24 protein-coding genes and 2 tRNA genes are annotated in these 26,461 nt (G+C 68.6%); 12 read left to right on the plus strand and 14 right to left on the minus strand.

Annotated features, from left to right (window positions below):
- Positions 1-5: 5 nt before the first annotated feature.
- Together ABZ826_RS15760 and ABZ826_RS15765 are read right to left on the minus strand one after the other, a co-directional pair.
- A complete protein-coding gene (locus ABZ826_RS15760) occupies positions 6-1,727 on the minus strand; it encodes a histidine kinase (RefSeq protein WP_361447431.1) in 1,722 nt (573 codons plus the stop codon).
- 256 nt (positions 1,728-1,983) lie between these two features.
- Positions 1,984-2,066 (minus strand) — tRNA-Leu (locus tag ABZ826_RS15765).
- Between the two features lie 315 nt (positions 2,067-2,381).
- Here ABZ826_RS15765 and ABZ826_RS15770 point away from each other — a divergent pair.
- The 7 genes from ABZ826_RS15770 to pknB all read left to right on the plus strand — a co-directional run bounded on the left by ABZ826_RS15770 (position 2,382) and on the right by pknB (position 10,971).
- Positions 2,382-3,260: a DUF3662 and FHA domain-containing protein gene (locus tag ABZ826_RS15770; protein ID WP_361447433.1), complete on the plus strand. Its 879-nt coding sequence runs from the start codon at positions 2,382-2,384 to the stop codon at positions 3,258-3,260.
- Positions 3,261-3,270: 10 nt separating this feature from the next.
- On the plus strand, positions 3,271-3,786 hold the full coding sequence (locus ABZ826_RS15775) for an FHA domain-containing protein (protein ID WP_361447435.1): 516 nt from the start codon (positions 3,271-3,273) through the stop codon (positions 3,784-3,786).
- 129 nt (positions 3,787-3,915) lie between these two features.
- Entirely contained in the window at positions 3,916-5,400 is a 1,485-nt protein-coding gene (locus tag ABZ826_RS15780) for a Stp1/IreP family PP2C-type Ser/Thr phosphatase (RefSeq protein WP_361447437.1), read from the plus strand.
- Positions 5,401-5,423: 23 nt separating this feature from the next.
- Positions 5,424-6,836 (plus strand): FtsW/RodA/SpoVE family cell cycle protein, encoded by a 1,413-nt coding sequence (locus tag ABZ826_RS15785; protein WP_361447439.1) that lies wholly within the window; start codon positions 5,424-5,426, stop codon positions 6,834-6,836.
- The gene (locus ABZ826_RS15790; RefSeq protein ID WP_361447441.1) at positions 6,833-8,290 is read left to right on the plus strand and encodes a penicillin-binding transpeptidase domain-containing protein; all 1,458 of its coding nucleotides are present in this window, start codon (positions 6,833-6,835) and stop codon (positions 8,288-8,290) included. The genes ABZ826_RS15785 and ABZ826_RS15790 overlap by 4 nt, the downstream gene beginning before the upstream one ends.
- A gap of 234 nt (positions 8,291-8,524) precedes the next feature.
- A complete protein-coding gene (locus tag ABZ826_RS15795; protein WP_361447443.1) occupies positions 8,525-8,704 on the plus strand; it encodes a hypothetical protein in 180 nt (59 codons plus the stop codon).
- A 287-nt stretch (positions 8,705-8,991) separates the two neighbouring features.
- On the plus strand, positions 8,992-10,971 hold the full coding sequence (gene pknB / locus ABZ826_RS15800; protein WP_361447445.1) for a Stk1 family PASTA domain-containing Ser/Thr kinase: 1,980 nt from the start codon (positions 8,992-8,994) through the stop codon (positions 10,969-10,971).
- Between the two features lie 162 nt (positions 10,972-11,133).
- Here pknB and ABZ826_RS15805 read toward each other — a convergent pair whose 3' ends face one another.
- The 6 genes from ABZ826_RS15805 to ABZ826_RS15830 are packed head-to-tail and all read right to left on the minus strand — an operon-like array spanning position 11,134 to position 15,717.
- Positions 11,134-11,862, minus strand: a complete 729-nt coding sequence (locus ABZ826_RS15805; RefSeq protein ID WP_361447447.1) for a class E sortase — start codon at positions 11,860-11,862, stop codon at positions 11,134-11,136.
- Positions 11,863-11,889: 27 nt separating this feature from the next.
- Complete coding sequence (locus ABZ826_RS15810; RefSeq protein WP_361447449.1) at positions 11,890-13,353, minus strand: class E sortase; 1,464 nt, start codon at positions 13,351-13,353, stop codon at positions 11,890-11,892.
- Complete coding sequence (locus ABZ826_RS15815) at positions 13,350-13,988, minus strand: aminodeoxychorismate/anthranilate synthase component II (protein ID WP_361447451.1); 639 nt, start codon at positions 13,986-13,988, stop codon at positions 13,350-13,352. The genes ABZ826_RS15810 and ABZ826_RS15815 overlap by 4 nt, the downstream gene beginning before the upstream one ends.
- On the minus strand, positions 13,985-14,167 hold the full coding sequence (locus tag ABZ826_RS15820) for a hypothetical protein (protein WP_361447453.1): 183 nt from the start codon (positions 14,165-14,167) through the stop codon (positions 13,985-13,987). The genes ABZ826_RS15815 and ABZ826_RS15820 overlap by 4 nt, the downstream gene beginning before the upstream one ends.
- 57 nt (positions 14,168-14,224) lie before the next feature.
- Entirely contained in the window at positions 14,225-14,923 is a 699-nt protein-coding gene (locus tag ABZ826_RS15825; protein ID WP_361447455.1) for a class E sortase, read from the minus strand.
- Between the two features lie 26 nt (positions 14,924-14,949).
- Positions 14,950-15,717, minus strand: coding sequence for a DUF881 domain-containing protein (locus ABZ826_RS15830; protein ID WP_361447457.1), 768 nt, complete (start codon positions 15,715-15,717; stop codon positions 14,950-14,952).
- A 142-nt stretch (positions 15,718-15,859) separates the two neighbouring features.
- Between ABZ826_RS15830 and crgA the strand changes: the two genes are divergently transcribed.
- A complete protein-coding gene (crgA, locus tag ABZ826_RS15835) occupies positions 15,860-16,114 on the plus strand; it encodes a cell division protein CrgA (RefSeq protein ID WP_265543105.1) in 255 nt (84 codons plus the stop codon).
- 448 nt (positions 16,115-16,562) lie between these two features.
- On the opposite strand, the gene ABZ826_RS15840 is transcribed toward crgA, so the two are convergent.
- The gene (locus ABZ826_RS15840; protein WP_361447494.1) at positions 16,563-17,465 is read right to left on the minus strand and encodes a rhomboid family intramembrane serine protease; all 903 of its coding nucleotides are present in this window, start codon (positions 17,463-17,465) and stop codon (positions 16,563-16,565) included.
- Positions 17,466-17,620: 155 nt separating this feature from the next.
- On the minus strand, positions 17,621-18,148 hold the full coding sequence (locus ABZ826_RS15845; protein WP_361447459.1) for a peptidylprolyl isomerase: 528 nt from the start codon (positions 18,146-18,148) through the stop codon (positions 17,621-17,623).
- 424 nt (positions 18,149-18,572) lie between these two features.
- Here ABZ826_RS15845 and ABZ826_RS15850 point away from each other — a divergent pair, with 424 nt between their 5' ends.
- Positions 18,573-19,307: a DUF5324 family protein gene (locus ABZ826_RS15850; protein WP_361447461.1), complete on the plus strand. Its 735-nt coding sequence runs from the start codon at positions 18,573-18,575 to the stop codon at positions 19,305-19,307.
- Between the two features lie 105 nt (positions 19,308-19,412).
- Here ABZ826_RS15850 and ABZ826_RS15855 read toward each other — a convergent pair.
- Positions 19,413-19,485, minus strand: a tRNA-Ala gene (locus ABZ826_RS15855).
- 170 nt (positions 19,486-19,655) lie between these two features.
- Between ABZ826_RS15855 and ABZ826_RS15860 the strand changes: the two genes are divergently transcribed.
- Together ABZ826_RS15860 and ABZ826_RS15865 are read left to right on the plus strand one after the other, a co-directional pair.
- Complete coding sequence (locus tag ABZ826_RS15860) at positions 19,656-20,204, plus strand: DNA-binding protein (protein ID WP_361447463.1); 549 nt, start codon at positions 19,656-19,658, stop codon at positions 20,202-20,204.
- Positions 20,205-20,420: 216 nt separating this feature from the next.
- Positions 20,421-21,773 (plus strand): protein kinase, encoded by a 1,353-nt coding sequence (locus tag ABZ826_RS15865; protein ID WP_361447465.1) that lies wholly within the window; start codon positions 20,421-20,423, stop codon positions 21,771-21,773.
- An 88-nt stretch (positions 21,774-21,861) separates the two neighbouring features.
- Here ABZ826_RS15865 and ABZ826_RS15870 read toward each other — a convergent pair whose 3' ends face one another.
- The 3 genes from ABZ826_RS15870 to ABZ826_RS15880 all read right to left on the minus strand — a co-directional run bounded on the left by ABZ826_RS15870 (position 21,862) and on the right by ABZ826_RS15880 (position 25,542).
- Positions 21,862-23,325 carry a hypothetical protein gene (locus ABZ826_RS15870; protein ID WP_361447467.1) on the minus strand — a complete coding sequence of 488 codons (1,464 nt, stop codon included), beginning with the start codon at positions 23,323-23,325 and terminating at the stop codon, positions 21,862-21,864.
- Positions 23,325-24,851, minus strand: coding sequence for a hypothetical protein (locus tag ABZ826_RS15875; RefSeq protein ID WP_361447469.1), 1,527 nt, complete (start codon positions 24,849-24,851; stop codon positions 23,325-23,327). Before ABZ826_RS15875 ends, ABZ826_RS15870 begins: the two co-directional genes overlap by 1 nt.
- Positions 24,852-25,407: 556 nt before the next feature.
- Entirely contained in the window at positions 25,408-25,542 is a 135-nt protein-coding gene (locus ABZ826_RS15880; RefSeq protein WP_003958712.1) for a DLW-39 family protein, read from the minus strand.
- Between the two features lie 318 nt (positions 25,543-25,860).
- Here ABZ826_RS15880 and ABZ826_RS15885 point away from each other — a divergent pair, with 318 nt between their 5' ends.
- A complete protein-coding gene (locus tag ABZ826_RS15885; protein ID WP_361447471.1) occupies positions 25,861-26,232 on the plus strand; it encodes a DUF6344 domain-containing protein in 372 nt (123 codons plus the stop codon).
- Positions 26,233-26,461 lie beyond the last annotated feature (229 nt).

Below are 26,461 nucleotides of genomic sequence, written 5' to 3' on the forward strand. Positions count from 1 at the left end.
ACGCCTCACCTACTGGCGATCTCGTAGGACCTCTTCTCGATCAGCTTGCCGTCCCGGAAACAGAACCGGAACACCGGCTCGGTGTTGATGTTCCCGCCCGTCTCCGAGGACATGAGGACCAGACACTGTGCCCCGGCCGGCTTCTTGGGCCCCTCGCCGTCCAGCCCGGCCGTCATGAATGTATCCCCGGCAGGCAACTCTTCCCGCACCTCGTCCTCCGCCGTGCCGATCTTGATCGACCGGTACTGACTCGGCCCGATCATCGACTTGTCCATCTCCTTCACCAAGAGGTACAGACCGAAGCCACAGGCCAGCACCAACAGCACCAGGGCTCCCGCGCCTATCCCGCAGCCCAGCGCGACCCCGCCGCCCGTCTTCCTTCCGCTGCCGCTCATCGCCAACTCCCGTTCGGAAACCGTCCCGTCCATGACCGGACCACCGTTTCCCCACAGGACCCCCTGGGACTGCTGCCGGAAGTCGTCCTCCGCGTCGACCATCGGCGCGACCGACATCCCGCCGGGCATGCCGTCGGCGCCGTACGGAAGCACCCCGGCCACCCGAAAGCCGCCACCCTCGATCCGTCCGGTGTGCACCATGCCGCCGACCAGCCGGGCCCGCTCGTGCAGACCTGGCAGCCCCTGGCCGCCGCTGACCACCTCACCCACCGGCCGCACTTGCCGCTGTGGACCATTGACGATCTCGACGACGAAGGAATCGGGCTCGTAACGCAGCTCGACCTTAATTTCCGCACCCGGCGCGTGCTTGTACGCGTTGGTCAACGCCTCCTGGACGATGCGGTACGCCGCGTGGTCCGAGGCTGCCGCAAGCGTCCGTACCGTTCCTGTACGACGAAGCTCGACATCGCTGCCGGCAGCCCGCGCCGTCGCCGTCAGCTCCTCGATGCCCGCGGTGCCCCGCGCCGTCGACTGCCCGCCCTCGCCGCCCTGCGACGGCCCCTCGACACCGTCGCGAAGAATGCCGACGACCTCGCGCAGCTCGTGCATCGCGTGGACCGAGGCGTCCCGCAGCACTCCGACCACTTCCCGCTGTCGCGCCGTCAGTTCGCGGTCGACCTCCAGCGCGCCTGTGTGGACAGAGATCAGTGCCAGCCGGTGGCCGAGGCTGTCGTGCATGTCCTGGGCGATCCGCTGGCGCTCCATGAGCCGCGCCTGCCCCACGATCATGACCCGCTCCCGGACGAGCTGGGCATTGCGTTCCTGCAAGGCGTGCAGCAGGGTCCGGCGCTGCGTCCAGTAGCGGCTGGCGAGGCCGGGCACGAGTGTCGTCGCCAGGAAGTAGAGGGTGGTGAACAGCACCTGGGTCAGCGGCCGCAACCCGGCCCAGTTCACCACGACGGCCAGACCCACGTAGAGCGCGTACGCAGCGGTAAAAGCCCCCAGAGCCCGCCCGGCTCCGGCGATCCGGCGCCCGGAGCTCCACGCCACCACCATCAGCAGCGGCGCAAAGCCATCAGAGAGCCCGGCCAGGGCGGCCGTGGCCACCAGCACGGCCACCGGCAGCCGTCGCCTCATCAGGGACAGCACCACGACCAGGGCCGAGACCGTCCAAAGTCTCAGCTCACCGCTGCGCAGCAGCTCTTCCGTCCCGGCCGCGAGCAACCCGAGCACCACGGCCACCACGGCCTCTCCGGCCGTCCTGCGCCGGGACCACAGCTCGGGCGCCGCACACCACTGCCACCCGGCCCGGAGCTTCGATATCGCGTACACACCCTGCACCCTAGGCAGCCCCGCACGCTCACGACGCCCCACTTTCGTCGCACCCGCCCGCGACGAAAGTCGCCCGCGCCTCGCCGAGCCCCTGCCCGCCGTACAGCAGCCTGGGACACCCGGGAGCACCGACGAACGCCACCCGGCACCCGGCACCCGGCACCCACGAGCGTCGCCAACCACCGACGAAATATCGGTGTCCACCGGGGAACGAAGAAGCCCCACAGGCCGTTGGCTCTGTGGGGCTTCTCTCTTGTGCGCGAGGGGGGATTTGAACCCCCACGTCCCTAAGGACACTGGCACCTGAAGCCAGCGCGTCTGCCGTTCCGCCACTCGCGCAAGAGTGGTGTTTCCAGTTTCTCTCACCGTTTGGTGCGAGCTCCTGGCGACATCCGGAAGATTAGCACGCTGGACAGGGTGGATTCACATCCGTTGTTTCACCGAACGCCAGGCGGGAACCGGGAACGCCGAGCGGCCGCCCCCACTCCTCCTCAGTGCACCCCTGGTGCGGGACACTGTCAGGAGGCCGCCTCTACGATCCGTGTGAGAGGTGACACTCATCCACAGGGCAGACAAGGGGAACCAGCCGATTTCCCGACGCGTGGATACGATCAGTAAGCAGTACAGGGACGACTACGACGGAGGAGGTGCCCCATGGGAGTCATGAAGCGTTTCGAGCAGCGTCTCGAAGGTCTGGTCAACGGCACCTTCGCCAAGGTCTTCAAGTCCGAGGTCCAGCCGGTCGAGATCGCGGGAGCCCTCCAGCGCGAGTGCGACAACAACGCAACGATCTGGAACCGTGAGCGGACCGTCGTCCCCAACGACTTCATCGTCGAACTCAGCACTCCCGACTACGAGCGACTCAGCCCGTACTCAGGTCAGTTGGGCGACGAACTCTCCGGCCTGGTCCGTGACTACGCCAAGCAGCAGCGGTACACCTTCATGGGCCCCATCAAGGTCCATCTGGAGAAGGCCGACGACCTCGACACCGGGCTCTATCGGGTACGCAGCCGCACCCTGGCATCGAGTTCGTCACAGCAGCAGGAGCCCCAGGGCCGGCCGGGACAGCCCGGCCAGCCCCCGCACCCGGGTCCGGGTCCGGGGCGTGCCCCGCAGCCCACCGGTGGCTACGGCTACCCACCCAGCTCCGCCCCGCCCATGCCCGCGGCCCCGCCGCCGGGCGCCGGCAGGCCCGGAACGCCCAGTACCGACCGGCACCCGCCGGCCGGGCCCAGCCCCCTGCCGAACGCGCAGGTGCGGCGCTGGATCGAGATCAACGGCACCCGCCATCAGATCTCCCGCCCGACGCTGGTGCTGGGACGCAGCACCGAAGCCGACGTGCGGATCGACGACCCCGGCGTATCGCGTCGGCACTGTGAGATCCGGACCGGAACGCCCTCGACGATCCAGGATCTCGGGTCCACCAACGGCATCGTGGTGGACGGGCAGCACACAACCCGCGCTACGCTCCGCGACGGCTCGCGGATCGTCGTGGGCAGCACCACCATCGTTTACCGGCAAGCCGAAGGGTGAAGCGGGGGCAATGTCAGAGCTGACCCTGACGGTCATGCGGCTAGGTTTCCTGGCTGTTCTGTGGCTGTTCGTGATCGTGGCCGTCCAGGTCATCCGCAGCGATCTGTTCGGAACGCGCGTCACGCAGCGCGGCTCACGCCGCACCGCGACCGACACACGACCGCAACAGACGCGTCAGAATGCCGCGGCACCGCCGCAGCAGCGCCAGCAGCCCGGCCGCCAGCGCCGGGGGGCACCCACAAAGCTGGTCGTCTCCGAGGGCACTCTCACCGGCACCACGGTGGCGCTCCAGGGACAGACCATCACGCTGGGCCGGGCCCACGATTCAACGATCGTCCTGGACGACGACTACGCGTCCAGCAGGCATGCCAGGATCTACCCCGACCGTGACGGCCAGTGGATCGTCGAGGATCTCGGGTCCACCAACGGCACGTATCTCGACCGGACCCGACTCACCACCCCGACACCTGTTCCGCTGGGCGCGCCGATCCGGATCGGCAAGACCGTCATCGAGCTGCGGAAGTAGTACGACAATGAGCGAGCGGAGCGAGCGAGTCGCGGCGGCCCGGGCAACGGACCCGGCCCGGCTCCCGACCGGAGGGTGGGCAGTGTGGCTCGAGACCGGCTGTACCCCGAGCCGACGGGCGAGGTGCGTATGAGTCTTTCCCTGCGCTTCGCCGCCGGATCGCACAAGGGCATGATCCGAGAAGGCAACGAGGACTCCGGCTACGCCGGTCCGCGCCTTCTCGCCATCGCCGACGGCATGGGCGGCCAGGCAGCCGGCGAGGTCGCCAGCTCCGAGGTGATCTCCACACTCGTCCAGCTCGACGACGACGTCCCGGGCTCGGACATCCTCACTTCCCTCAGTACGGCGGTCCAGCGCGCCAACGACCAGCTGCGCATGATGGTCGAGGAGGACCCCCAGCTCGAAGGCATGGGCACGACGCTCACCGCCCTGCTCTGGACCGGCCAGCGCCTCGGCCTCGTCCACGTCGGCGACTCCCGCGCGTACTTGCTGCGCGACGGCGTACTCACCCAGATCACCCAGGACCACACCTGGGTGCAGCGGTTGGTGGACGAGGGCCGGATCACCGAGGAAGAGGCCACCACCCACCCGCAGCGCGCCCTACTGATGCGTGCGCTGGGCAGTGGCGACCATGTCGAACCCGATCTCTCCATCCGTGAGGTCCGGGTCGGCGACCGCTACCTGATCTGCTCCGACGGGCTCTCCGGCGTCGTCTCCCACCAGACGATGGAAGAGACCCTCGCCAGCTACCAGGGCCCCCAGGAGACCATCCAGGAGCTGATCCAGCTCGCTCTGCGCGGCGGCGGCCCGGACAACATCACCTGCATCGTCGCCGACGTCCTCGACGCCGACAGCAACGACACCCTGGCCGGACAGCTCAACGACACCCCGGTCATCGTCGGCGCGGTCGCCGAGAACCAGGCCGCCCAGCTGAACGACGGCGGCGCCATGCAGACCCCCGCCGGACGAGCGGCCGGCCTCGGCCGCCCCGTCCCGCCGCCCGCAGGCGGCTTCGGCCCGCCCGGAAGCGGTGACGGCGTCGGCTACGACGGGATGCCGGACGGCTCCTTCGACTCCTACACCGACGACGACTTCGTCAAGCCCGGCGGCGGCCGCAAGTGGCTCAAGAGGTCCTTCTACGTCGTGCTCGCGCTCGCCGTCGTCGGCGGCGGTCTCTACGGCGGGTACCGCTGGACGCAGAACCAGTTCTACGTCGGCGCGAAGAACGAACACGTGGCGCTGTTCCGCGGCATCAGCCAGGACCTGGCGTGGGTCTCGCTCTCGGAGATCGAGAAGGACCACCCCGAGATCGAACTCAAGTACCTTCCGCCCTACCAGCGCAAGCAGGTCGAGGCGACCATCGCCGAGGGCAACCTCACCGCCGCGCGCGAGAAGATCAGTGAACTCGCCGTCCAGGCATCCGCCTGCGAGAAGGACGCCCAGCAACGCGCGGCCGAGAAGGCCGGCTCCGACGAGGGCCAAGCCCAGGGTACGGGCTCGGACGTCACCAAGACGTCCGGTGCCACCAAGACCAAGCCGACCGCAACGCCCGCTCCTGGTCCCAGCCTCTCGGAGGAAGAGAAAAAGCTGGTCCCGCAGTGCGGTAAGCAGTAAAGCCGTAGGGGGCCTTCAGCACCATGAGCGTTGTCACCAACACGACCACGATCGGCGCGATCGACGCACCGAGCCGCCGCAACACCGAGCTGGGACTGATGGTCTTCGCCATCGCCATCTCGGTGTTCGCGTACGCCAATGTCGGACTCGCCATCGACGGCAAACTCCCGTCCGGCATGTTCGGATACGGAGGCGGGCTCATCCTGCTCGGCGGCGTGAGCCACCTAGTGGTCCGCAAGTTCGCGCCGTACGCGGACCCGCTGCTGCTGCCGCTGGCGACCCTGCTGAACGGCCTGGGCCTGGTGCTGATCTGGCGGCTGGACCAGTCGGACCGGCTGATCTCGCTGGCCAAGTACCAGTACGGCGTCTTCACCCCTTCCGCGCCCAGGCAGCTGATGTACTCCGCAATCGGTGTCGCGCTGTTCGTCGCCGTGTTGCTCGTGCTCAAGGACCACCGCATCCTGCAGCGCTACACGTACATCTCCATGGTCGTGGCGCTGATCCTGCTGATCCTGCCAATGTTCTTCCCTGGCAAGTTCGGCGCCAAGATCTGGATCACGATCGCGGGTTTCTCGATCCAGCCGGGAGAGTTCGCCAAGATCATCATTGCGATCTTTTTCGCCGGCTATCTCATGGTGAAACGTGACGCGCTGGCGCTGGCCAGCCGACGCTTCATGGGGCTCTACCTGCCGCGTGGCCGTGACCTCGGACCGATTCTGGTCATCTGGGCGCTGTCGATCCTGATCCTGGTCTTCGAGACCGACCTCGGCACGTCGCTGCTGTTCTTCGGCCTTTTCGTCATCATGCTGTACGTCGCGACGGAACGGACCAGCTGGATCGTCTTCGGTCTGCTGATGTCCGCGGCCGGAGCGGTCGGTGTCGCCACCTTCGAGCATCACGTCCAGTCCCGGGTGAACGCCTGGAAGGACCCGTTCGGTTGCTTCCAGAGCGACGGTGCCTGTGAACAGATCTCCAACGCGATCATGTCCTTCGGTTCCGGAGGCACTCTCGGTACCGGCTGGGGCCAGGGCCACTCGGACCTGATCGGCTTCGCCGCCAACGCCGACTTCATCCTCGCCACTGTCGGTGAGGAGCTCGGCCTCGCCGGAATGATGGCGGTCCTGCTGATCTACGGTCTCATCGTCGAGCGCGGCGTACGCACCGCTCTCGCAGCCCGAGACCCGTTCGGCAAGCTCCTCGCGATCGGCCTCTCCGGCGCCTTCGCCATCCAGGTCTTCGTAGTCGCCGGCGGTGTCATGGGGCTCATTCCGCTGACCGGTATGACCATGCCGTTCCTCGCAGCCGGCGGTTCCTCCGTGCTGGCCAACTGGGCGTTGATCGCCATTCTGATCCGGATCAGCGACACCGCCCGTCGGCCCGCCCCGGCCCCCGCCCCGTCCTCCGACGCCGAGATGACCCAGGTGGTCCGACCGTGAACAAGCCCCTCCGCCGGATCGCGATCTTCTGCGGCGTCCTCATCCTCGCCCTGCTCGTGCGGACCAACTACCTGCAGTACGTCCGCGCCGACGAACTGAACAGCCGGGACGAGAACCGCCGCGTCCGCATCGAGCGTTACGCGCACGAGCGCGGCAACATCATCGTCGACGGCAACCCCGTCACGGGTTCCGTCGAGACCAAAGGCAGCGACTTCAAGTACAAGCGGGTCTGGAAGAACGGCCCCATGTGGGCCCCTGTCACCGGTTACTCCTCGCAGGCCTTCGACGCGACACAGCTCGAAAAGATCGAGGACGGCATCCTCACCGGCAATGACGACCAGCTCTTCTTCAACCAAACAATGTCGATGTTCACCGGTGAGGAGAAGCAGGGCGGCAACATCGTCACCACCCTCAACGGCGATGCCCAGAAAGCCGCCTTCAAGGGGCTCGGCGATAAGAAGGGAGCGGTGGTCGCCCTCGATCCTCGGACCGGCGCGATCCTCGCCCTCGCCAGCACGCCCTCGTACGACCCCTCGGTCTTCGCGGGCAACTCCGACAAGGACAGCAAGGCGCGGCAGGTGCTCCTGAACGACAAGGACAAGCCGATGCTCAACCGGGCATTGCGCGAAACCTACCCGCCCGGTTCGACCTTCAAGGTCGTGACGGCCGCCGCGGCCCTGGAGAACGGCCTCCATTCCGACATCGACGCCAAGACTGACTCCCCGCTGCCCTGGCGGCTGCCGCTGTCCACCGACAACCTCAACAACGAGGGCAACATCCCGTGCAAGGACGCTTCGCTCCGCGAGGCGCTCCGGTGGTCCTGCAACACCGTCTTCGGCAAGATGAGCGACGACCTCGGCAACGACAAGATGATCGAGGAAGCGAACAAGTTCGGCTTCAACAAGGAGATCTTCACTCCCGTCCGCGCCGTCGCGAGCATCTACCCGAAGGACAACCGGCCGCAGAACGCCATGGCGGGCATCGGCCAGGCCTCCAACCGTGCCACCCCGCTCCAGATGGCCATGGTCGCCGCCGCGGTCGCCAATGACGGCAAGCTGATGCAGCCGTACATGGTCGCCGAACGCCAGGCACCCAGTCTGGACGCCATTTACACCCACGAGAAGGAGCAGTTCAGCCGGCCGCTCTCGGCCGCGAACGCTCAGAAGCTCCAGCAGATGATGGAGACCGTCGTCCAGAACGGCACCGGTACCAACGCGCAGATCCCCAACGTCAAGGTCGGCGGCAAGACCGGTACCGCCCAGCATGGCCTCAACAACAGCGAGAAGCCGTACGCCTGGTTCATCAGCTATGCCAAGACCAAGGCGGGATCTCCGGTCGCCGTCGCTGTCGTGGTGGAGGACGGCGCCGCGGTCAGCGATGACATCTCGGGTGGTGGCCTGGCCGCGCCGATCGCCCGCGAGGTGATGAAGGCAGTCCTGGCACGCAACAGGTAAGCCTTCCGCGCCCCTGCTCGCCCACTCGCACCCGGTCGTCGTACGCGTACGGCCGGGTGCGGGCGCGTGCGCGCATGATCTCCGTCACACCAAGTGTGGATTCCCTACCCTTCGAGGTCGGGGCTGATTACGCCCCCGAGATCAACCAGTTGAGAGGACACAGCAAACGGCCGCCCGTTCACAAAACGGTCGATCCTTTCCCATCGACTGGCCAGTCCAGGGAGGGGTACCCACATGAAGAAGGCATTTTCCCTGCTCATAGCCGGCGTTTCCGCAGCCGCGGCCGTCACCATTACGACGACCGTCCCGGCCGCGGCCGAAACCTGCATATCCGGAGCGGACAAGGGCAGCTATGAGTTCTACTTCAACGGTAGTCGGACCACTCGGAAACGAACTGCGCTACGGAAGCGCTGACGCAAAGAGCGCCGGGCTGACGGAAGGCGCCCCGGACACCGGCGATTGAACAAACTCCGCATATGCAACGAAACCATACCGAAAGCCGCATCATCTCCGCACTCACACGTCGCGCCGCTGCACGGCCCGTGCGGATGTCACACGACCCGCACCCGCCATCGCTCGCCGAGCAGGACCGTTTGTACCGGTCGCGTATCGGCTCCGGGCAGCGCCGGGTTTGATTTGCCTCGACGGGTACCGTATTCCAGGCACCCGTACGTGGACGGTTCAGGGAGAGGTCTACCGCTATGGAAGAGCCGCGTCGCCTCGGCGGCCGGTACGAGCTGGGCTCGGTGCTCGGTCGTGGTGGCATGGCCGAGGTCTACCTCGCACACGACACCCGGCTCGGCCGCACCGTAGCTGTGAAGACACTGCGGGCCGATCTGGCCCGCGATCCGTCCTTCCAGGCCCGGTTCCGCCGTGAGGCCCAGTCCGCCGCCTCGCTCAACCACCCGGCGATCGTCGCGGTCTACGACACCGGCGAGGACTACGTCGACGGGGTCTCCATCCCGTACATCGTGATGGAGTACGTCGACGGGTCGACGCTCAGGGAACTTCTGCACTCCGGGCGCAAGCTGCTGCCCGAGCGCACCCTGGAGATGACCGTCGGCATCCTCCAGGCGCTGGAGTACTCGCACCGCGCGGGCATCGTCCACCGTGACATCAAGCCGGCGAACGTCATGCTGACGCGCACCGGCCAGGTCAAGGTCATGGACTTCGGCATCGCCCGCGCCATGGGCGACTCCGGTATGACGATGACCCAGACCGCGGCCGTCATCGGCACCGCCCAGTACCTCTCCCCGGAGCAGGCGAAGGGCGAGCAGGTCGACGCGCGCTCCGACCTGTACTCCACCGGCTGCCTGCTCTACGAGCTGCTGGCGGTCCGGCCGCCGTTCGTCGGCGATTCACCGGTCGCGGTGGCCTACCAGCACGTACGGGAGGAGCCGCAGCCGCCGAGCAACTTCGACCCCGAGATCACGCCCGAGATGGACGCGATCGTGCTGAAGGCGCTCACCAAGGACCCCGACTACCGCTACCAGTCGGCCGACGAGATGCGTGCCGACATCGAGGCCTACCTCGACGGCCGGCCGGTCGCCGCCACCGCGGCTATGGGCGCTCCCGGCTACGGCGGCTACGAGGGGTACGGCAACGATCAGCCCACCACCGCGCTGCGTGCCGCAGACCAGAACGGCGCGCCCACGTCCATGCTGCCCCCGGTCAACTCGGACGACGGCGGCTACGACGACCGCCCGGACCGGCGCCGCCAGAAGAAGAGCAACACCTCCACGATCCTGCTGATCGGCGCGGGCGTCCTGGTGCTGATCGGCGCGATCCTGATCGGCCGGGCGGTGTTCAGTGACAACAAGGGCGACGGAGGCAAGGTCGATGTGCCGAACATGGTCGGCTCGACCCTGAAGGAAGCACAGCGGCTCGCGGACAACTCCGGAGTCAATCTCAAGGTCGGCTCGCGCGAACCCTGCGAGGAGCAGCCCAAGGGCAAGATCTGCAGCCAGTCACCGACCGCGGACGGCAAGATGGCGGAGAAGGAAACCGTCACGGTCGTCATGTCCACCGGCGCCCCGAAGGTCGAGGTCCCGGACGTCGTGGAGAAGACGGAGGAAACCGCCCGCAAGAAGCTTGAGGACAAGGGCTTCACTGTGAACGTCACCGCGGTCGAGTCCGCCGAGATGACCGCGGGTACGGTCGTCAAGCAGGACCCGGACGGCGGAACGAAGGCCGAGAAGAACTCCGAGGTCACGATCACGGTCGCCAAGCAGGCCACCCAGCCGGTGCCGAACGTGGCCGAGCGGGACTACGACGCCGCGGTGGCTCAGCTCAACGGCGTGGGCTTCAAGAACGTCTCCAGGACCGACGTCGATTCGGAGAAGCCCGCAGGCCAGGTCATCAGCCAGAACCCGCCCGCGGACTCGATGCAGCCGCTGACCGCCCAGATCGTGTTGACGGTCTCGAAGGGCCCGCAGCAGCCGGAGAAGGCCACCGTTCCCGACCTGCAGGGCAGGACCCTCGCAGAGGCGAAGGGCCTGCTCGCTCAGGCGGGTCTGCAACTCGGCCAGGTGCAAGGCCCGGGTGACGACAACGCGAGGGTCATCGCGTTCCAACCCGGCGCGAACGAGCAGGTCGACAAGAACAGCGCCGTCACCGTGCAGACCATGCAAGGTGGTGGAGACGGCAACATCTTCGGCGGTCCGTCCGGCCGGCGGCACTGACCGCGAGCCGCACCGATCGCCATCGGGCCCGGCACCTCAACGGTGACCGGGGCCCTTTGCCGTTCACGTGACAAGTAAGCCGTCGGGCCGGCAGGCCACGACAACACAGAGCCCGAAGTCGCAAGGAATGGTTGCGACTTCGGGCTCTACTCGTCGTATCGGCTAACGCAGCTCCGCCGGTTTCGTACGGTGCTTGTCCACCTTTTCGGTACGCACCAGCTCGCCCCACACGATGTAGCGGTACTTCGACGTGTAGACCGGCGTACAGGTCGTCAACGTGATGTAGCGGCCGGGCTTCTTCGCTCCCGAACCCTTCGGCACCGCCTGCAACACGTCGACGTTGTACTTCGACGTCTCGGGAAGCTCCTTGAAGACCTTGTAGACGTACCAGGTGTCCCGGGTCTCGAAGACGACCGCGTCCCCCGTCTTCACCTTGTCGATGTTGTGGAACTTGGCACCATGCCCGTCGCGGTGTGCCGCCAGGGTGAAGTTGCCCTTCTCGTCCCAGGGGAGAGCCGACTTCACCGGGTCCGTGTAGTAGCCCGCGATGCCGTCGTTGAGGTTCTCCGTGTCGGTGCCCTTCTTGACCAGCACCTCGCCGTTCTTCATCGACGGGACGTGCAGGAAGCCGATGCCGTCCTTGGTGTCCAGCGCGCCCGGTCCACCGGCCCAGCGGTCGCGGACGGTGTGCCCCTGTTTGGTGGCCTCCCGGTCGGCGAGCACATTCGTCCACCAGAGGGAGTAGACGACGAAGAGACCGAGCACCAGGCCTGCAGTGATCAGCAGTTCACCGAAGAAGCTGACCGCCGTCGCGACGGGATGGCGGTCCCTGCGCCGTGACGGGGACTCGGCTTCACCGACTCGCTTTTCGTGCTCGGTCCTCGCTGTCACCGCACCCGCCCCTGTCGTGATGATGTTTCAGCCGACGAGCGCGTCGGGCTTCCCCTTGCTACGCGGTCGTTCGTCGACCATCTTGCCCCAGACGATCAAACGGTACGTACTCGTGAATTCCGGCGTACAGGTCGTCAACGTGATGTACCGGCCCGGCCCCGTGAACCCCGAACCAGGCGGTACCGGGCCGATCACCGAGACATTGGACGGAGATGTCTGCGGAAGAGTTTTCGTCGCCTTGTACGTGTAGTACGCATCCTGCGTCTCGACCACGATCAGGTCCCCGGGGCGCAGCCTGTTGATGTAGCGGAACGGCTCGCCGTGCGTGTTGCGGTGGCCCGCCAGGGCGAAGTTGCCCTGCTTGGCCGACGGCATCGCGGTGCGCAGCGTGCCCTCGCTGTAGTGGCCGACCATGCCCCGGTCGAGGACCTTCTCCTTGCTGATGCCCTCGGCGATCGGAGCGACCACGTCCAGCTTGGGGATGTGGATGATGGCGAATCCCTGCCCCGGTTCGAAGACACCGGGATTGCGGTCGCCCTTCGCCCAGTCGTCCTGGATCTTGTGCGTCTCCTTGCCGGCGTACTGGTCGGCACGCACATTCGTCCACCACAGCTGGTACGTGACGAACAGCAGCATCAGTACACCGAGGGTGATGAACATTTCCCCGGTGACCCGGCTGGCGACCACGGCCGGGCTGTCCTTGGCCGCGCGCGCCGCCCGCCGTGCCTCGACGCGCGACATCGGCTTCCCGCCCGGCGCGGTGGTCGGCCCCGTGGTCCCCGGGCGCGGTTCGGCGCGTCGGCGGCCGCGCCCCTTCGCGGCGCGTCGGCGTTCGGCACGGCCTCCGGTACGCGGTTCCGGATCGGTCCCCTCGGCCCCGGCGCCCGCTTCCTCGAAGCTCACCGCCGCTGGCTCCGGCTCCGGCTCCGGCTCCGGCTCGGGTCCGAACCCGGAATCCGGCCCGGGGGTCGACCGCTGGGGCGCCACCGGCCGACCGGCCGGGCTCCGGGGGTCCGCCGTCCGCGGACCGACCGTCGCGTCGTACATCGGGAGCGGCGCGGGGGGAGGAGAGATGGGGTCCGCCTCGGGCGCCGGGGAGGGCGTCGGCGCAGACGTCGTCGCGGGCGCCTGCTGCCCGTACCAGTCCCGTTCGAACCCCTCGGGGTCGTACCACTCCCGCGGGGTCTCCTCGGGGCTCCGTGCCCCCTGAGGAGCCCCTGCCGACCCCGGTGCCTGCGTCTGCGCCCGTGGCTGCTGATCCGGGGCGCGGTGCTGCCCTCGCCCGCGTCCCCTCTCCTGCCCTGCACCCGCCTCCTCCGGCGGGATGCCGCCCGACCGGAACCACGGCGAGGCGTGCTGCCCCGGCAGCGGATCGTTCAGCGGATCCGCCAGCCGGTCGACCGCCGCCTCGAACGCGCCCGCGGCCTCGTACGCTCCTTGCTCGTACGGGCCGTTCTGTCCGGCGTCGTGCTCGGGGCGGAGTGCGGTCACGCGGCGGCCTTGCCCACCACCGGCGCGAGCCCCGCCGACCTCGCCACAGCCTCTGTGTCGCCGCACCGCGCCAGCCAGTTGGCCAGCATCAGATGGCCGTGCTCGGTCAGCACCGACTCCGGATGGAACTGCACGCCCTCCACCGGCAGTTCACGGTGGCGCAGCCCCATGATGATGCCGTCGGCGGTGCGCGCCGTCACCTCCAGCTCCGGAGGAACCGTGTCGGGTTCGGCGGCGAGCGAGTGATAGCGGGTCGCGGTGAAGGGGGACGGCAGGCCGGTGAAGACGCCGGTGCCCTCGTGGGTCACCAGCGAGGTCTTGCCGTGCAGCAGCTCGGGGGCCCGGTCCACCACCCCGCCGTACGCCACCGCCATCGACTGCATTCCGAGGCAGACCCCGAAGACCGGGACGCCCGTGGCCGCGCAGTGGCGGACCATCTCGACGCAGACACCCGCCTGCTCCGGGGTCCCCGGGCCGGGCGACAGCAGGACACCGTCGAAGCCGTCCTGAGCGTGTGCCGTGGTCACCTCGTCGTTGCGCAGCACTTCGCACTCGGCGCCGAGCTGGTAGAGGTACTGGACGAGGTTGAAGACGAAACTGTCGTAGTTGTCCACAACAAGGATGCGGGCGCTCACCGGCCGGCCCCCGTCCCGGTCGAGCCGTCGACCGTCACATCGCCGAACGGAAGCAGCGGCTCCGCCCACGGGAAGACGTACTGGAAAAGCGCGTAGACGACGGCCAGCACCAGCACGAGCGAGATGAGCGCGCGCACCCATGCGTTGCCCGGCAGATGCCGCCAGATCCAGCCGTACATGCTGTCCCCTCCATTCGGTACGGGAACCAGACTAGAGGGCCGGGGCAGGGGCGTGGGTCAGCTGTGGAAAGCTGCCGGCTTGCCGTCGGTCACAGGCTGGGTCGCGTCGAGGTGCGCCCAGGCGATCAGCCGGTGGCTGCTGCCCCATTCGGGGTCGCAGGTGGTCAGCGTCAGATAGCGGCCGGGCCCGTCGAAGCCGGATTTGCGGGGCACGGGATCGATGACCCCGATGTCGCTCGGCACCGTCCGGTAGGGCTTCTTGTCGATGCGGTACGTGAACCACGTCGTCCCGTCCGTCAGCACCACCGGATCGCCCGGCCGCAGCTTCGGGAAGTCCTTGAACGGGTCCCCGTACGTGCGCCGGTGTCCGGCCACCGCGAAATTGCCCCGCGCGCCGAGACGGGCGGTTCCGGTGTAGTGGCCGAGCCCCTTCTGCAGGGTCCGGACCTCGGTGTTCTCCAGGACGGGCCACTCCCACCCCTTGCCGAAGCGCGGTATGTAGAGCATCGCGAACGGCTTGCCGTCCCGGTACGCCGGCGGGGCGGGCGGCGCCGTCGGCTTCGGAGATTTGTCCGGTACGGGGGCGGTCACCGGCCCCTGGGACCACTGATTGCGCAGAGTGTCGATCTGTCCCTCGGTCGCGTCGGCGGCCTTCACGCCGGTCCAGAACAGCACGTACACCACAAAGAGCACGATCAAGGCACCGACGGTGATGCAGAGTTCACTGAACGTCCTCACGACCAGTCGCACCGACACCGTGTCGGCCTCCCCACTGCTACTCGCTACCGCACCGGCTCCGCATGGTGGAGATCCACTGTGCCCGAGTAGCCGGGAAGAGTCACCGCCTCGTGCTCGTCGACTTTCCAGCCGAGCCCGTACGCCTTCACATAGAGCAGGTAGTTGCTGATCGCCTGGGAGTCGTTGAGCGCCTGCTTGAGCTTGCCCGGGTCGCCGACCGCGGTGATCTTGTACGGCGGGGAGTAGACCCGGCCCTGGAGGATCAGCGTGTTGCCCACGCAACGGACCGCGCTGGTGGAGATCAGCCGCTGGTCCATGACCTGGATGCCCTGGGCGCCGCCCTGCCAGAGGGCGTTGACCACCGCCTGAAGGTCCTGCTGGTGGATGACCAGGTCATTGGGTTGCGGGTCGGGGTAGCCGGGGTTGGCAGTGGCGTTGGGCAGGGCGTCGTCGAGGGTGACGGCCACGGACCGCCCGGAGAGCTCTGCCGTACCCGCGGCGCGCTCCAGCGCCTTGAGCCGCGCGTCCTCGGCCTTGGTACTGCCGTCGTCGCGCCGGACGAGCGTGTCGATGTCCCCGCGGACGGATGCGGTGGTCTCGTCGAGCTCCGCGTTCTTGCCGCTGCGCTGCTGGATGAGGTCGGAGAGCTTCAGCAGCGAGGAGTCGGTGCGGATGTTGGTGCCCTTGGCCGTGTTGGCGCTGGTGACGAAGATCAGTCCGGCGAGGGCGAAGACGGCAGCCGTGAGCACCCGGGACGGGTGCCGGAAGGTGCGCCGGACCGGCCCTTCGGGGGAGTCGGCAGAATTGCTCAACGTACCCTTATCTCCTTCGGCGCCACGGAAGCACTACGCTAACGGACGCCTGGGGGAGGCAGCATTCCCCCTCGCGTCCCTGCCCCGGCGCCAGCCACAGTTCCCTGCGCGGTCACGCAGCGCATCGACAGGAGAGTTCCTCGTGCCGAAGTCACGTATCCGCAAGAAGGCCGACTTCACGCCCCCTCCGGCGAAGCAGGCAACCAACATTAAGCTGACCAGCCGCAGCTGGGTGGCGCCGGTGATGCTGGCGCTCTTCCTGATCGGCCTGGCCTGGATCGTCGTCTTCTACGTGACCGACGGCGATCTCCCGATCAAGTCGCTGGGGAACTGGAACATCGTCGTCGGCTTCGGCTTCATCGCCGGCGGCTTCGGGGTCTCCACGCAGTGGAAGTAGCGCGGCGGAGCAGGTGATCTCACGGCGAGGCGCGGTCCGGCAAGCCTTGCCCCGAGTTACCCACAGCGTTATCCACAGGCAGGGGAAAAGGTCAGACGATCTGTGGATAACTCCCTGGCTGTTGACGCCGATGTGACTGCAGCCTCCCTCATCCAGGGGTGGCACGCCCCTTGTCCCTGCTGGAAAAACCCAGCTCAGCGACAAGGGGCACAGTTGTTCCCACAGAATGCACAGGATTCGGCACGCGCTGTGGACAACTGATGCTGTGGACAACTGACCGAGGGGACAACCGGAGATCGGTGCCCCCCGGCCACGTCCGTATCGGCGTCCGCGGCCACGTCGATACCGGCTTCCGCACCGCGTCCACATCGGCGCCCGCAGCCGTGAGTGTTTCGGCGTCCGTAGCCGCCGCGTCCGTACGCGGCGTGGCGCCCCCGGCCCCGTTCGCTCAGGTCAGCGCTGCCGTTCTGGCGAGGACGATGACGACCACGGCCGCCAGGACCAGGGCGCAGGTGCCGTACTGCACCAGTGCGCGCCGCTCTCGGGGTGCGTGCACCATGCCGATCGCGATCAGCGTGCCCGCGATCAGACCGCCCACATGTGCCTGCCAGGCGATTCCGCCCCAGGGGTTGAAGGTGATGACCAGGTTCACCGCGAGAAGCACGAAGACCGGGCGCATGTCGTAGTTGAGCCGGCGCATGAGCACAGCGGTGGCACCCAGCAGACCGAAGATCGCCCCGGAGGCACCGAGCGAACCCTGTACGGGTGCGGAGAGCCAGTAGGTGAGCGCGCCGCCCGCCAGGCCGGAGAGCATGTAGAGCGCGAGGTAGCGGGCACGGCCGAGCGCCGCCTCCAGCGGGCCGCCGAGCCACCACAGCCCCAGCATGTTGAACACGATGTGCCACATCTCCTGGTGCAGGAACATCGACGTCACCAGCCGGTACCACTGGCCCTCGGCGACGCCCTCCAGCGGGCCGCCGAAGTGCGTCGTGGCGCGGCCGAGCAGCACCAGCTCGTTGACCAGCGCGTCGCCCTTCGCCAGCACGGCGATGTACACGGCGACGTTGATACCGAGCAGGATCTTGGTGATGAGCCGGGGATCGGCGGTGATGCTGCCGCCCGCGACGGTGCGCGGCGTGTTCGCGGCCGGGCCGTGTCCCGTACCGGATCCCTGGCGGACGCAGTCCGGGCACTGGAAGCCGACCGAGGCGTTGACCATGCACTCGGGGCAGATCGGCCGGTCGCAGCGGGTGCACCGGATGTGTGTCCCGCGGCCGGGGTGGCGGTAGCAGCTGAGCGAGCCGTCCGTGGCGGCGGTCCGGTCCCGGTCTGCCGGTGGCTGCTGGTCCATCGGTCCCCTCACTTCCCGGCTCCTTCGGTCCTCGTCGTGGCGGCAGTACGCACAACGCAGCCCTGCTCGTCCGCTATGTAACAAGTACGGACGAGCAGGGCCGTTGGTTCCCCGAAAGGACAATCAGAGCGTGATCATGCGACGACCACTGGCGATCATCGGTTCTCGATGACGACCGACTCGATCACGACGTCCTGCAGCGGGCGGTCGGTGCGGGCGTTGGTCTGGGTGGCGGCGATGGCGTCCACGACCTTCTGGCTGGCGGGGTCGACGACCTCACCGAAGATGGTGTGCTTGCCGGTCAGCCAGGCGGTCGGGGAAACGGTCACGAAGAACTGCGAGCCGTTGGTACCCGGGCCGGCGTTGGCCATGGCCAGCAGGTACGGCTTGTTGAAGCTGAGGTCGGGGTGGAACTCGTCACCGAACTCGTACCCCGGGCCGCCGGTGCCGTTGCCCAGCGGGTCGCCGCCCTGGATCATGAAGCCGCTGATGACCCGGTGGAAGACGGTGCCGTCGTACAGCGGTTCCGCGGACTTCTTGCCGGTCTCGGGATGCGTCCACTCGCGCTCGCCCTTGGCGAGCTCCACGAAGTTCTTGACCGTCTTGGGCGCGTGGTTCGGCAGAAGCCGGATCTCGATGTCGCCCTGGTTGGTCTTCAAGGTGGCGTAAAGCTGCTCAGCCACGATCTGCCTTCCGTAAGTCTTCGGTGACGTTAAGTCTTCGATGCCGTCCACCGATCCTTGCACGGCCTGTCCGCTCCGGCGCCCGGCCGCCACCCCGAACGCGCCTCGCTCACCTTCTTGCCCGATTCCGCGCATCGTGCGCCGAGGCCGGCTCCGCCCCGCTCGCCTGCGACTTGCCCGAAACCCTTCCGTCCGCTTGCCGCAGGAACAAATGCGGCCAAGTGCGTGACGCCCCGGCGCGGGCTGAGCCGAACCGTGGCATTGTCGTCGGCAAGCTCCCCTTGCACCGCATTGCCCCGAGGTATCACTCATGGGTCGAATGACCCGGATGCCCGTCCCGCATGCCGTACGGGTCTCCGGCAGGCATGATCTCGAAATGGGTGGAAAGGCGGAGTGCCTACCCGCCACCAAGGAGGAGGATCCCGTGACCCGCATCGACAGCGTGCGCGCCGCAACCGACTCGGCCAAGGACAGCGTGCAGCACGCCGCGGAAGTGGTGGCGCCTTACGCCGGCACAGCCAAGGACCAGGCCGCGCAGCTCGCGTGCGAGGCTCGCACGCGACTCGCGCCGAAAATGTCGAAGGCAGCCCAGCAGGCCCGCGGCCAGTACGACGCACATCTCGCGCCACGTCTCGAACAGGCCCGTGCTCATGTGCCCCCCAAGGTCGACGAGGCGGCCCAGCGTGCCGCGCTCCGCACTCGCCGGGCCGCCCGTACCGCCGCCGACTACACCGTCCCGCGCGTCGGCCACGCGATGTCCGTCGCCCAGCCCATGGCCGAGGAGGCCTCGGCGCGCAGCGCCGCCGCGCTGGCCGCCCTGCGCGGGCAGGTCACCGCGAAGGAGATCAGGCAGCTGGCCAGAAAACACGAGCGGCGGGCGAAGGCCGGTCGGCTGTTCAAGGGCCTCGCCGTGGTCGGCATCGTGGCGGGCGGCGCCTACGCCGCGTGGCGGTGGTGGGACAAGCAAGCCAATCCGGATTGGCTGGTCGAGCCGCCCGCTCCCACAGAGGTGTCCGACCGCGGGCCGCTGTCCTCGGTGGACGGCAGCGGTCCGACCTCGCTCGACCCCGACGCCCAGGCCGGGCAGACCGACGGGGGGGCCAGGGGGACGGACGGTCCGGAGGGTGTGGACGGCACCGATCTCGACGAAGGGCGCTGAGTCGGCCCGTACAGCTGAGCCGGCCCCTACAGCTGAGCAGCCGGCCCGTACAAAGAAGCGGGCGCCGGAAGACCTTGAGTCTTCCGGCGCCCGCTTCTTCTTCTGTGGAGCCTAGGAGATTCGAACTCCTGACATCTGCCTTGCAAAGGCAGCGCTCTACCAACTGAGCTAAGGCCCCGAAAAGGGGACAGCACCGGACGCTTCGGCGTCTCGGCAACCGCCGCAGACCAGAGTACCGGGTACCCCCCGGAATCCTGCAAAAATATGGGGACTCCCGATGGGCGACCACTCTCCGTAAGATGCTCGTCGAGGTTCGCAGCAGCGAAGCCGCAGCGAAGGGGAGACGCCATGGATGCAGCTCAGCAAGAGGCAACGGCAAGAGCCAGGGAGCTTCAGCGCAGTTGGTACGGAGAACCTCTCGGGGCGCTCTTCCGCCGGCTGATCGATGATCTCGGCCTGAACCAGGCTCGGCTCGCCGCGGTCCTCGGGCTGTCCGCCCCCATGCTCTCCCAGCTGATGAGCGGCCAGCGGGCGAAGATCGGCAACCCCGCGGTCGTCCAGCGCGTCCAGGCACTCCAGGAACTGGCCGGTCAGGTCGCCGACGGCAGCGTCAGCGCGGGGGAGGCCACCGACCGCATGGAAGAGATCAAGAAGTCCCAGGGCGGCTCCGTCCTCACCGGCACCAGCCAGACCTCCCACACGGGTGGCGCCCCCACCGTCCGGCGTGTGGTCCGTGAGATCCAGTCGCTGCTGCGGTCGGTCTCGGCCGCCGGCGACATCATCGATGCCGCCGACTCCCTCGCCCCGACCCACCCGGAACTGGCAGAGTTCCTCAAGGTGTACGGCGCGGGGCGCACCGCGGACGCGGTGGCGCACTACGAAGGACACCAGAGCTAGGGCCTCTCGTTCGGATCATGGCCGGATCAGCGAGCGGGGCCCGGTGCCGTGGATCGCGAGGCGGAGGAGGGAGTCATGGCGAAGTCGTGGCGACCGACGCGGCGAGGCGCGGTGCCGGAGCATGCGAGCCCGGCATGATCCGAACGAGAGGCCCCAGGGCACTACCTCCGAGAGCCGGGCACGAGCCGAAACAGGAAGTGGAGCGGGCGCAGCGCAATGGGTGAGGTCTTCGCCGGTCGGTACGAACTGATCGATCCGATCGGACGTGGTGGGGTCGGCGCCGTCTGGCGCGCCTGGGACCACCGGCGCCGCCGTTATGTGGCGGCCAAGGTCCTCCAGCAGAGCGACGCACACACGCTGCTGCGTTTTGTCCGCGAACAGGCGCTGCGGATCGAGCATCCGCATGTGCTCGCCCCGGCCAGCTGGGCCGCGGACGACGACAAGGTCCTGTTCACCATGGATCTGGTGAGCGGAGGTTCCCTGGCCCATGTCATCGGCGACTACGGGCCGCTGCCGCCCCGTTTCGTCTGCACGCTGCTCGACCAACTGCTGTCCGGGCTGTCGACGGTGCACGCGGAGGGCGTCGTGCACCGGGACATCAAACCCGCGAACATCCTGATGGAGGCCACCGGCACCGGGCGGCCGCATCTGCGCCTGTCCGACTTCGGTATCTCCATGCGCAAGGGGGAGCCGCGTCTCACCGAGACCAACTATGTGGTGGGGACGCCGGGTTATTTCGCGCCCGAGCAGATGATGGGCGCGGAACCGGATTTCCCCGCGGACCTGTTCGCGGTCGGTCTCGTCGCGCTCTACCTGCTGCAGGGGAGGAAGCCGGACGCGCAGGCCATCGTCGAGCACTTCGCCTCGTACGGAACTCCCGGTGCCCCGGAGGGGATTCCCGAACCGCTGTGGCAGGTCATCGCGGGGCTGCTGCAGCCGGATCCCCAGGCCCGGTTCCGCACGGCGACGGGCGCGCGCAAGGCGCTGACGGCCGCGGTCGACATGCTGCCCGAGCCCGGTATCGACGACGAGCCGGTGGAGGTCTTCGACCAACTCGGCCCGCTGCCCGTCGGCTTCGGCCCCGCCGGGCCGCTCACGGCCCCCCGGACGGCCGTGCAGGACTCGCGGTCAGCGCAGACGGACCAGGCAGCCCAGCAGCCCGTGGAGCAGCCCTACTCCCAGCCGCCGGTGCCGATGTCGGAGACGGGCAGCTTCCACCTCCCGCCGCCTCCGCAGCAGCCCACACCGCTGCCCCGGCCGACGCAGCCGTCCACACCTGCCACTCCCCTCCCCGCGCATACGGCCGCCCCCTTCCACGCGCCCGCGCCGGATCCCTCGCAGGTTGCCACGGCCGCGGTGCAGCACGAACCGGCCCTCACCCGGGCCTACACCGCCGGGCAGCCGCAGATTCCGGCCCCCGGACCAGGGGTCTCCCCACAGCTCTCGGCCGCTGTTCCGGCGCGGGCGCCGCAAAGACGTCCGGGACCGCCCACGAAGGTGGCGGTCCCGGTCCTGCTGCTGGCGCTGATCTGTTTCGCCGTGGGCATCTGGGCGCTGACCCAGAGCTGAGCCGGTGGGCAGGAGCCCGCGCCGTTGCCCTGAGCCGAGCGCTGGGGGGGCCGGAGCCCCGCCCTGTGCGGCAGCATCTCCGGCGCGTTCACCCGGTCTGTGTCGGGCCTCCGTACGGCGGTTGCCCGCCCCCGGCCGGGCCTCCCACGACCGGACCCGCCGGACCCGCCGGACCCGCCGGACCATTGGAACCTACCGGACCTACCGGACCTACCGGACCGTTCGATCCGGTCGGACCCACCGGACCGTTCGAACCGACCGGACCCGCCGGGGCGGTCACGGCGCGGCGCCGCGCCAGCAGCGTCCACACGCCCAGTCCGAGCACCAGCACCGTTCCCGCGCCGATCCCGGCCACACCGACCATCCTCATGGTGTCGCTCCTGGCCGCCTCGGGGTCGCTCTTTCCGCTCCTTGCCATGTCCTTGTCGTTCTGCGTGACCGAGAAGATGCCGGTGTCACCCGTGTACGGCGACTTCGCCGCCGTCCCGTCCACCTTGACCTTGAGGATCATCGGAATCCCCTTGTCGCCGTACGACTTCGCGACTTCCGGGCTGAGCGCGACCGACAGGTAGTACCAGCCGGCGAATCGCATGGCGCTGACGCTGCTGGTCGAGTCGTACCGGTTCTCGTACGCCACCGGCGGCAGCGGGTCCAGCGATACGGACGCGGACTTTCCGGAGTACGACAGCGGCGTCGCGCTGTCGACATGACCGTGTGCCGGATTGGCGAGGGAGAGTGCGAGCGCGCTGCCGATGAATTTGTCCGAGGCGTTGTTGTTGCCCAGGTCGACGGTGGCGAAGATCTGCTGCCCCCAGTCCACCGGCACCCGGTAGAAGCGGGTCTGCCCGGGTGCGATGGTGTCGTGCCACTCGCCGGTCTGCAGGCTGGTCGCGTCGTAGTAGCTGGTACCGCCCGACCGATTCTGCGGGGCGTCGGTGGGCGGCGCGGGCAACACCGACGGCCAGTTGTCCGGCGCCTCGGTCGGCGTCGAACCGCCCTGCTTCAGCTGCGGCTCCGACTCGTAGCGCAGTTCCAGATCCCACGCGTCGGGCGTCGAGGTGGCCTTGCTCTCCCGCTCGATCAGGACGTTGTACGTACCGGCTTCCTGGCAGGTACTGCTGTCCTTGTCCGCGATCCGGTAGGCGTACGCCGCGATCGGACGCGGGAACTCCGCCGACTCGAAGCGGGCGTCCTCCGAACTGCACTGCCGGTCGGCGCTGTCCCTGATGCTGACCTTGATGCCGTCCCCGTAGGCGACCTGTCCACCGCCCCTGGGCACGACCACCGCCGAGACGTACGCGTTGGTCTTCACGTCCAGGTTCAGCCGGTAGTAGAGCTTCTCGCCGCGCTCGATCGAGCTCTTGTAGACCGACCCGGGCGTGAGTGCCGTCGCCTCGGTGCTGACCTCCGCGCCACCGACCTGCTCCGCCCCGGGATCAAAGATGTACGCGACGGGCTCCCCGGCCGCGTACGCCTGCCCCGGCAGCGCCGCCGCCGCGCAGATCACCGCAGCCGCGGCCAGCGCCACCCGGCCCCTGTTGCGCTGCCTCATCACGCGCTTCCCCTCGTCGTCTGTCCGGCCCGCCCGCGACGCCCGCGTAGGAACACGAGCCCCGCGATCACCACCACCACGGCGCCCGCCCCGGCAGCGGCCGCGATGCCGGTCCATCCTGCCCCGCCCGTACCGCCGCTGTCTGCGGCCCTGATCGAATTGCCGCTCTTGTCCACCTTCTTGGCCGCGACAGGAGCGTTGTGCTCGGGTCCGGTCAGCTCGTCGCCGAGCACCGACACCCGCACCACCACACCGATCTGCGGGTTCTCCGCGATGTCGGCGGCATGCGCCCCCAGCGTCACCGAGACGTAGAAGTCGCCCGCGGCGTGCACGGGCCGGACGTGGGAGCGGTACTCGTAGCGGTTGGTCCAGGCGACCGGCACGCCACCCATCCTGATCGCCGACGGACGGCCGTTGTACACGGTCGTCGGGGTGAACTCGCCGCCACCGGTGAGCGGGGAACGAGCCGGGGTGAACAGCTGGGTCGTGCCGTACGAGTACGTGGAAGCGACGCCTTCCACCGTGGGCTCGTTCGCGAACTCCACGTCGTAGCGCACCTGCTGGCCCCATCCGGCCGGAATCTTGTACCAGCGGGTCTGCCCCGGCAGGATCCGGTCGCGCCACACGCCCGGTCCGATGTCCTCGGCGTCGTTGAAGCCGGTACCGCCTCGCACGTCCCGGGGATCACCGGTGGGCGGCACCGCGTCCTTGCCGCCCTCGCCGTACTCCGGCCGCGAGGCGGCGGGCGTGACGCCCTTGTCCAGCGGCGCCTCCACCGCGTAGAGGAGTTCCAGCGGCCAACGCGCGGCGTCGGAGCCCTTCTTGCTCTCCCGCTCAACCACCAGCAGATACCGGCCCGCCCGGTCGCAGCGGCGGGTGCCGCGCTCAGTGGGGATACGGGCCAGGGCCGAGGTCAGGGGCGTCGCGCCCTCCTTCTGGAGGAAGTGCGCGGTGTCCGTCCCGCAGGAGCCGCCGGTGCCGTACGTGATGCTGGTGCGCAGCGCATCGAACGGGTCGACGGCCGCCCCGGGCTGCGGCACCGCCGTCGCCGAGAAGTCCACCGTCGAAACGGAGTCCAGGCCGACGGCGTAGTACCGCTTCTCACCGGGCCCGATGGTGTCCAGGTACTGCCCGGGTGCGAGCACCGGCGCGTCCGCGACCCTCGCCGCGCCCGCGACCGGCTCGCCCCGGAACCGGTAGCCGTCCGCAGAGAGCCGCGACGCCCGTTGCAGCTGCCGGGCCAGCGACCTGGCGTCCGGCGCGTCGTAGTAGCGGCCGTTGCCCGCCGCGGCCACGCATTCGAGCTGCCGGCGGGCCTGGCCCCGCACCTGGAAGCCGACAGTGTCGATCCGCAGCCCGATCTCCTCCCTGCCGAGTTCCGCGGCGACCTCGCAGAGCCGCGGCGTACCGCAGTTGTCCTCGCCGTCGGAGATCAGCAGGATCGTGCGGGTGCCGATGGCACCGCCCGCGGGCCGGGGAAGGCCCTCGGCGGCCTTGCGCAGCGACAGGCCCGATGGGGGTGTCACCCTTGGGTTCCGCAGCCGCCACAGCCTCCTTCACGGCCGCCCGGTCGAGCCCGCGCACCGGCTGGACGAGCCTGGTGTCCGCGCAGCCCCGGGGACGATCGGCGCCGTACACCCGCAGCCCGGTCGGATACCCGTCGGGAAGTCCGTCGACGACGGTGCCGACGGCCGTACGGGCGCTCTCCATCCGGGTACGTCCCGTACCGTCGTCGACCGCCATGGAGCCGGACGAGTCGAGCACCATGACCAGGCTGCCGCCCGATTCGCCGCCGGGCGCCCCCGAAGCGGCGGGCGCGCCGTCCGGCCCCACCGCCACGGCCGGCATCGCGCCCGCCACCAGGGCGAGCAGCACCCCGCCGGTCTATGCCCCTACGCCTGCGGTGCGGCGATGGTGGTCCCGTGCCTTCACCTGTGCCCCCTCGACCGAAAAACCCGGCGTTTTGCTCCCGCAACCTATTGATTTGCTTAGGTGAACTCAAGAGCACAGGTGTCACGGTCCCGCAACAGCACGAAGCCCCGGCCGCTCAGCGACCGGGGCCCGCAATCAGGCTGTTCTGTCTCACACACCCGAACCTGCGGGCACGGAGTCAGTCGCCTCCGTCCACAGATCCTGCTCGGCGCGATCCGCCTGGATCTGGCGGTACACGAGGAGCCCGCCGATGGCGGCCAGTGCGACCAGGAGAAGCTTCTTCACCGCGCGACCTCGTCTTTCCTTGACGTAGGGGACTTCTGCCGCCCGACTATACACACCGGCCGATATCGATCGGTGACCTGCCCGCGACCCAACTGGCGCCCAGGGAAGAGCGATCTCCCGTATGCGCCGCGAGCGTCGCACCGGCCGGCGGACACGGTCACGCCGTTCGCCCCGGACAGGCCCGTCAAGGCTGGTTGAACCATACGAGTGGTGTTCATCTGAAGATCGACCGATCCGCGGCGTCGGTCCATGAAATCGCGAGCCATATCCACATCATCGGAAAGGTAAGCAAACCGGACTACCCGAAAGCGAGGGGCCGTGAGCGCCTTCAAGCCCAAGAGCATCTGGACCGCCTTCGTCACCGCATTCTTCGCCCTCCTCGCCGCACTGGGACTCATGAGCAGCCCGGCCGCGGCCACGGAGCAGAGCGCCCCGGAGCCGACCACCACGAACCAGAAGCACACGGATGCGACCGCGGCAACCGCGACCACCCCGTCGGTGCGATGGACCCTTCCGCGTGACAGGGCGCTGCCACCCACGATGAAGCAGCGCATCCGGGCCGAGGCACACGGCTCCTCGCCTGCCGCCCGGCATCCGTCCACGGACACGGCGAACGCCATGGACACCAGAAGCACCGCCCGCGCCACCCAGGGGGCCCCGGCGGGGGACGTGTCCCTCCTGCCGCCGTGAGAGCGGCGCAATCGACGCACAGAGCCCCCGGGGCCGGTTCACACCGGACGGGGGCTTCTTCGTGCGCTCCGGACCCGCCCCGCCCCGCTCGTCCCGGTGCGGGAGCCGGGCGCGCTCGCGCTCCAAGTCCCCAAGCCCCGTTATGTTTTTCGCGGTCCTGCAAGAGGGCCGCTGGCCTCCGGGCCCGGCATGACTGTTGCCCCCTGTCGAACGGATGACCTGGGGGGTG

Source organism: Streptomyces sp. NPDC047515 (assembly GCF_040643055.1).
Classification (GTDB): Bacteria; Actinomycetota; Actinomycetes; order Streptomycetales; family Streptomycetaceae; genus Streptomyces.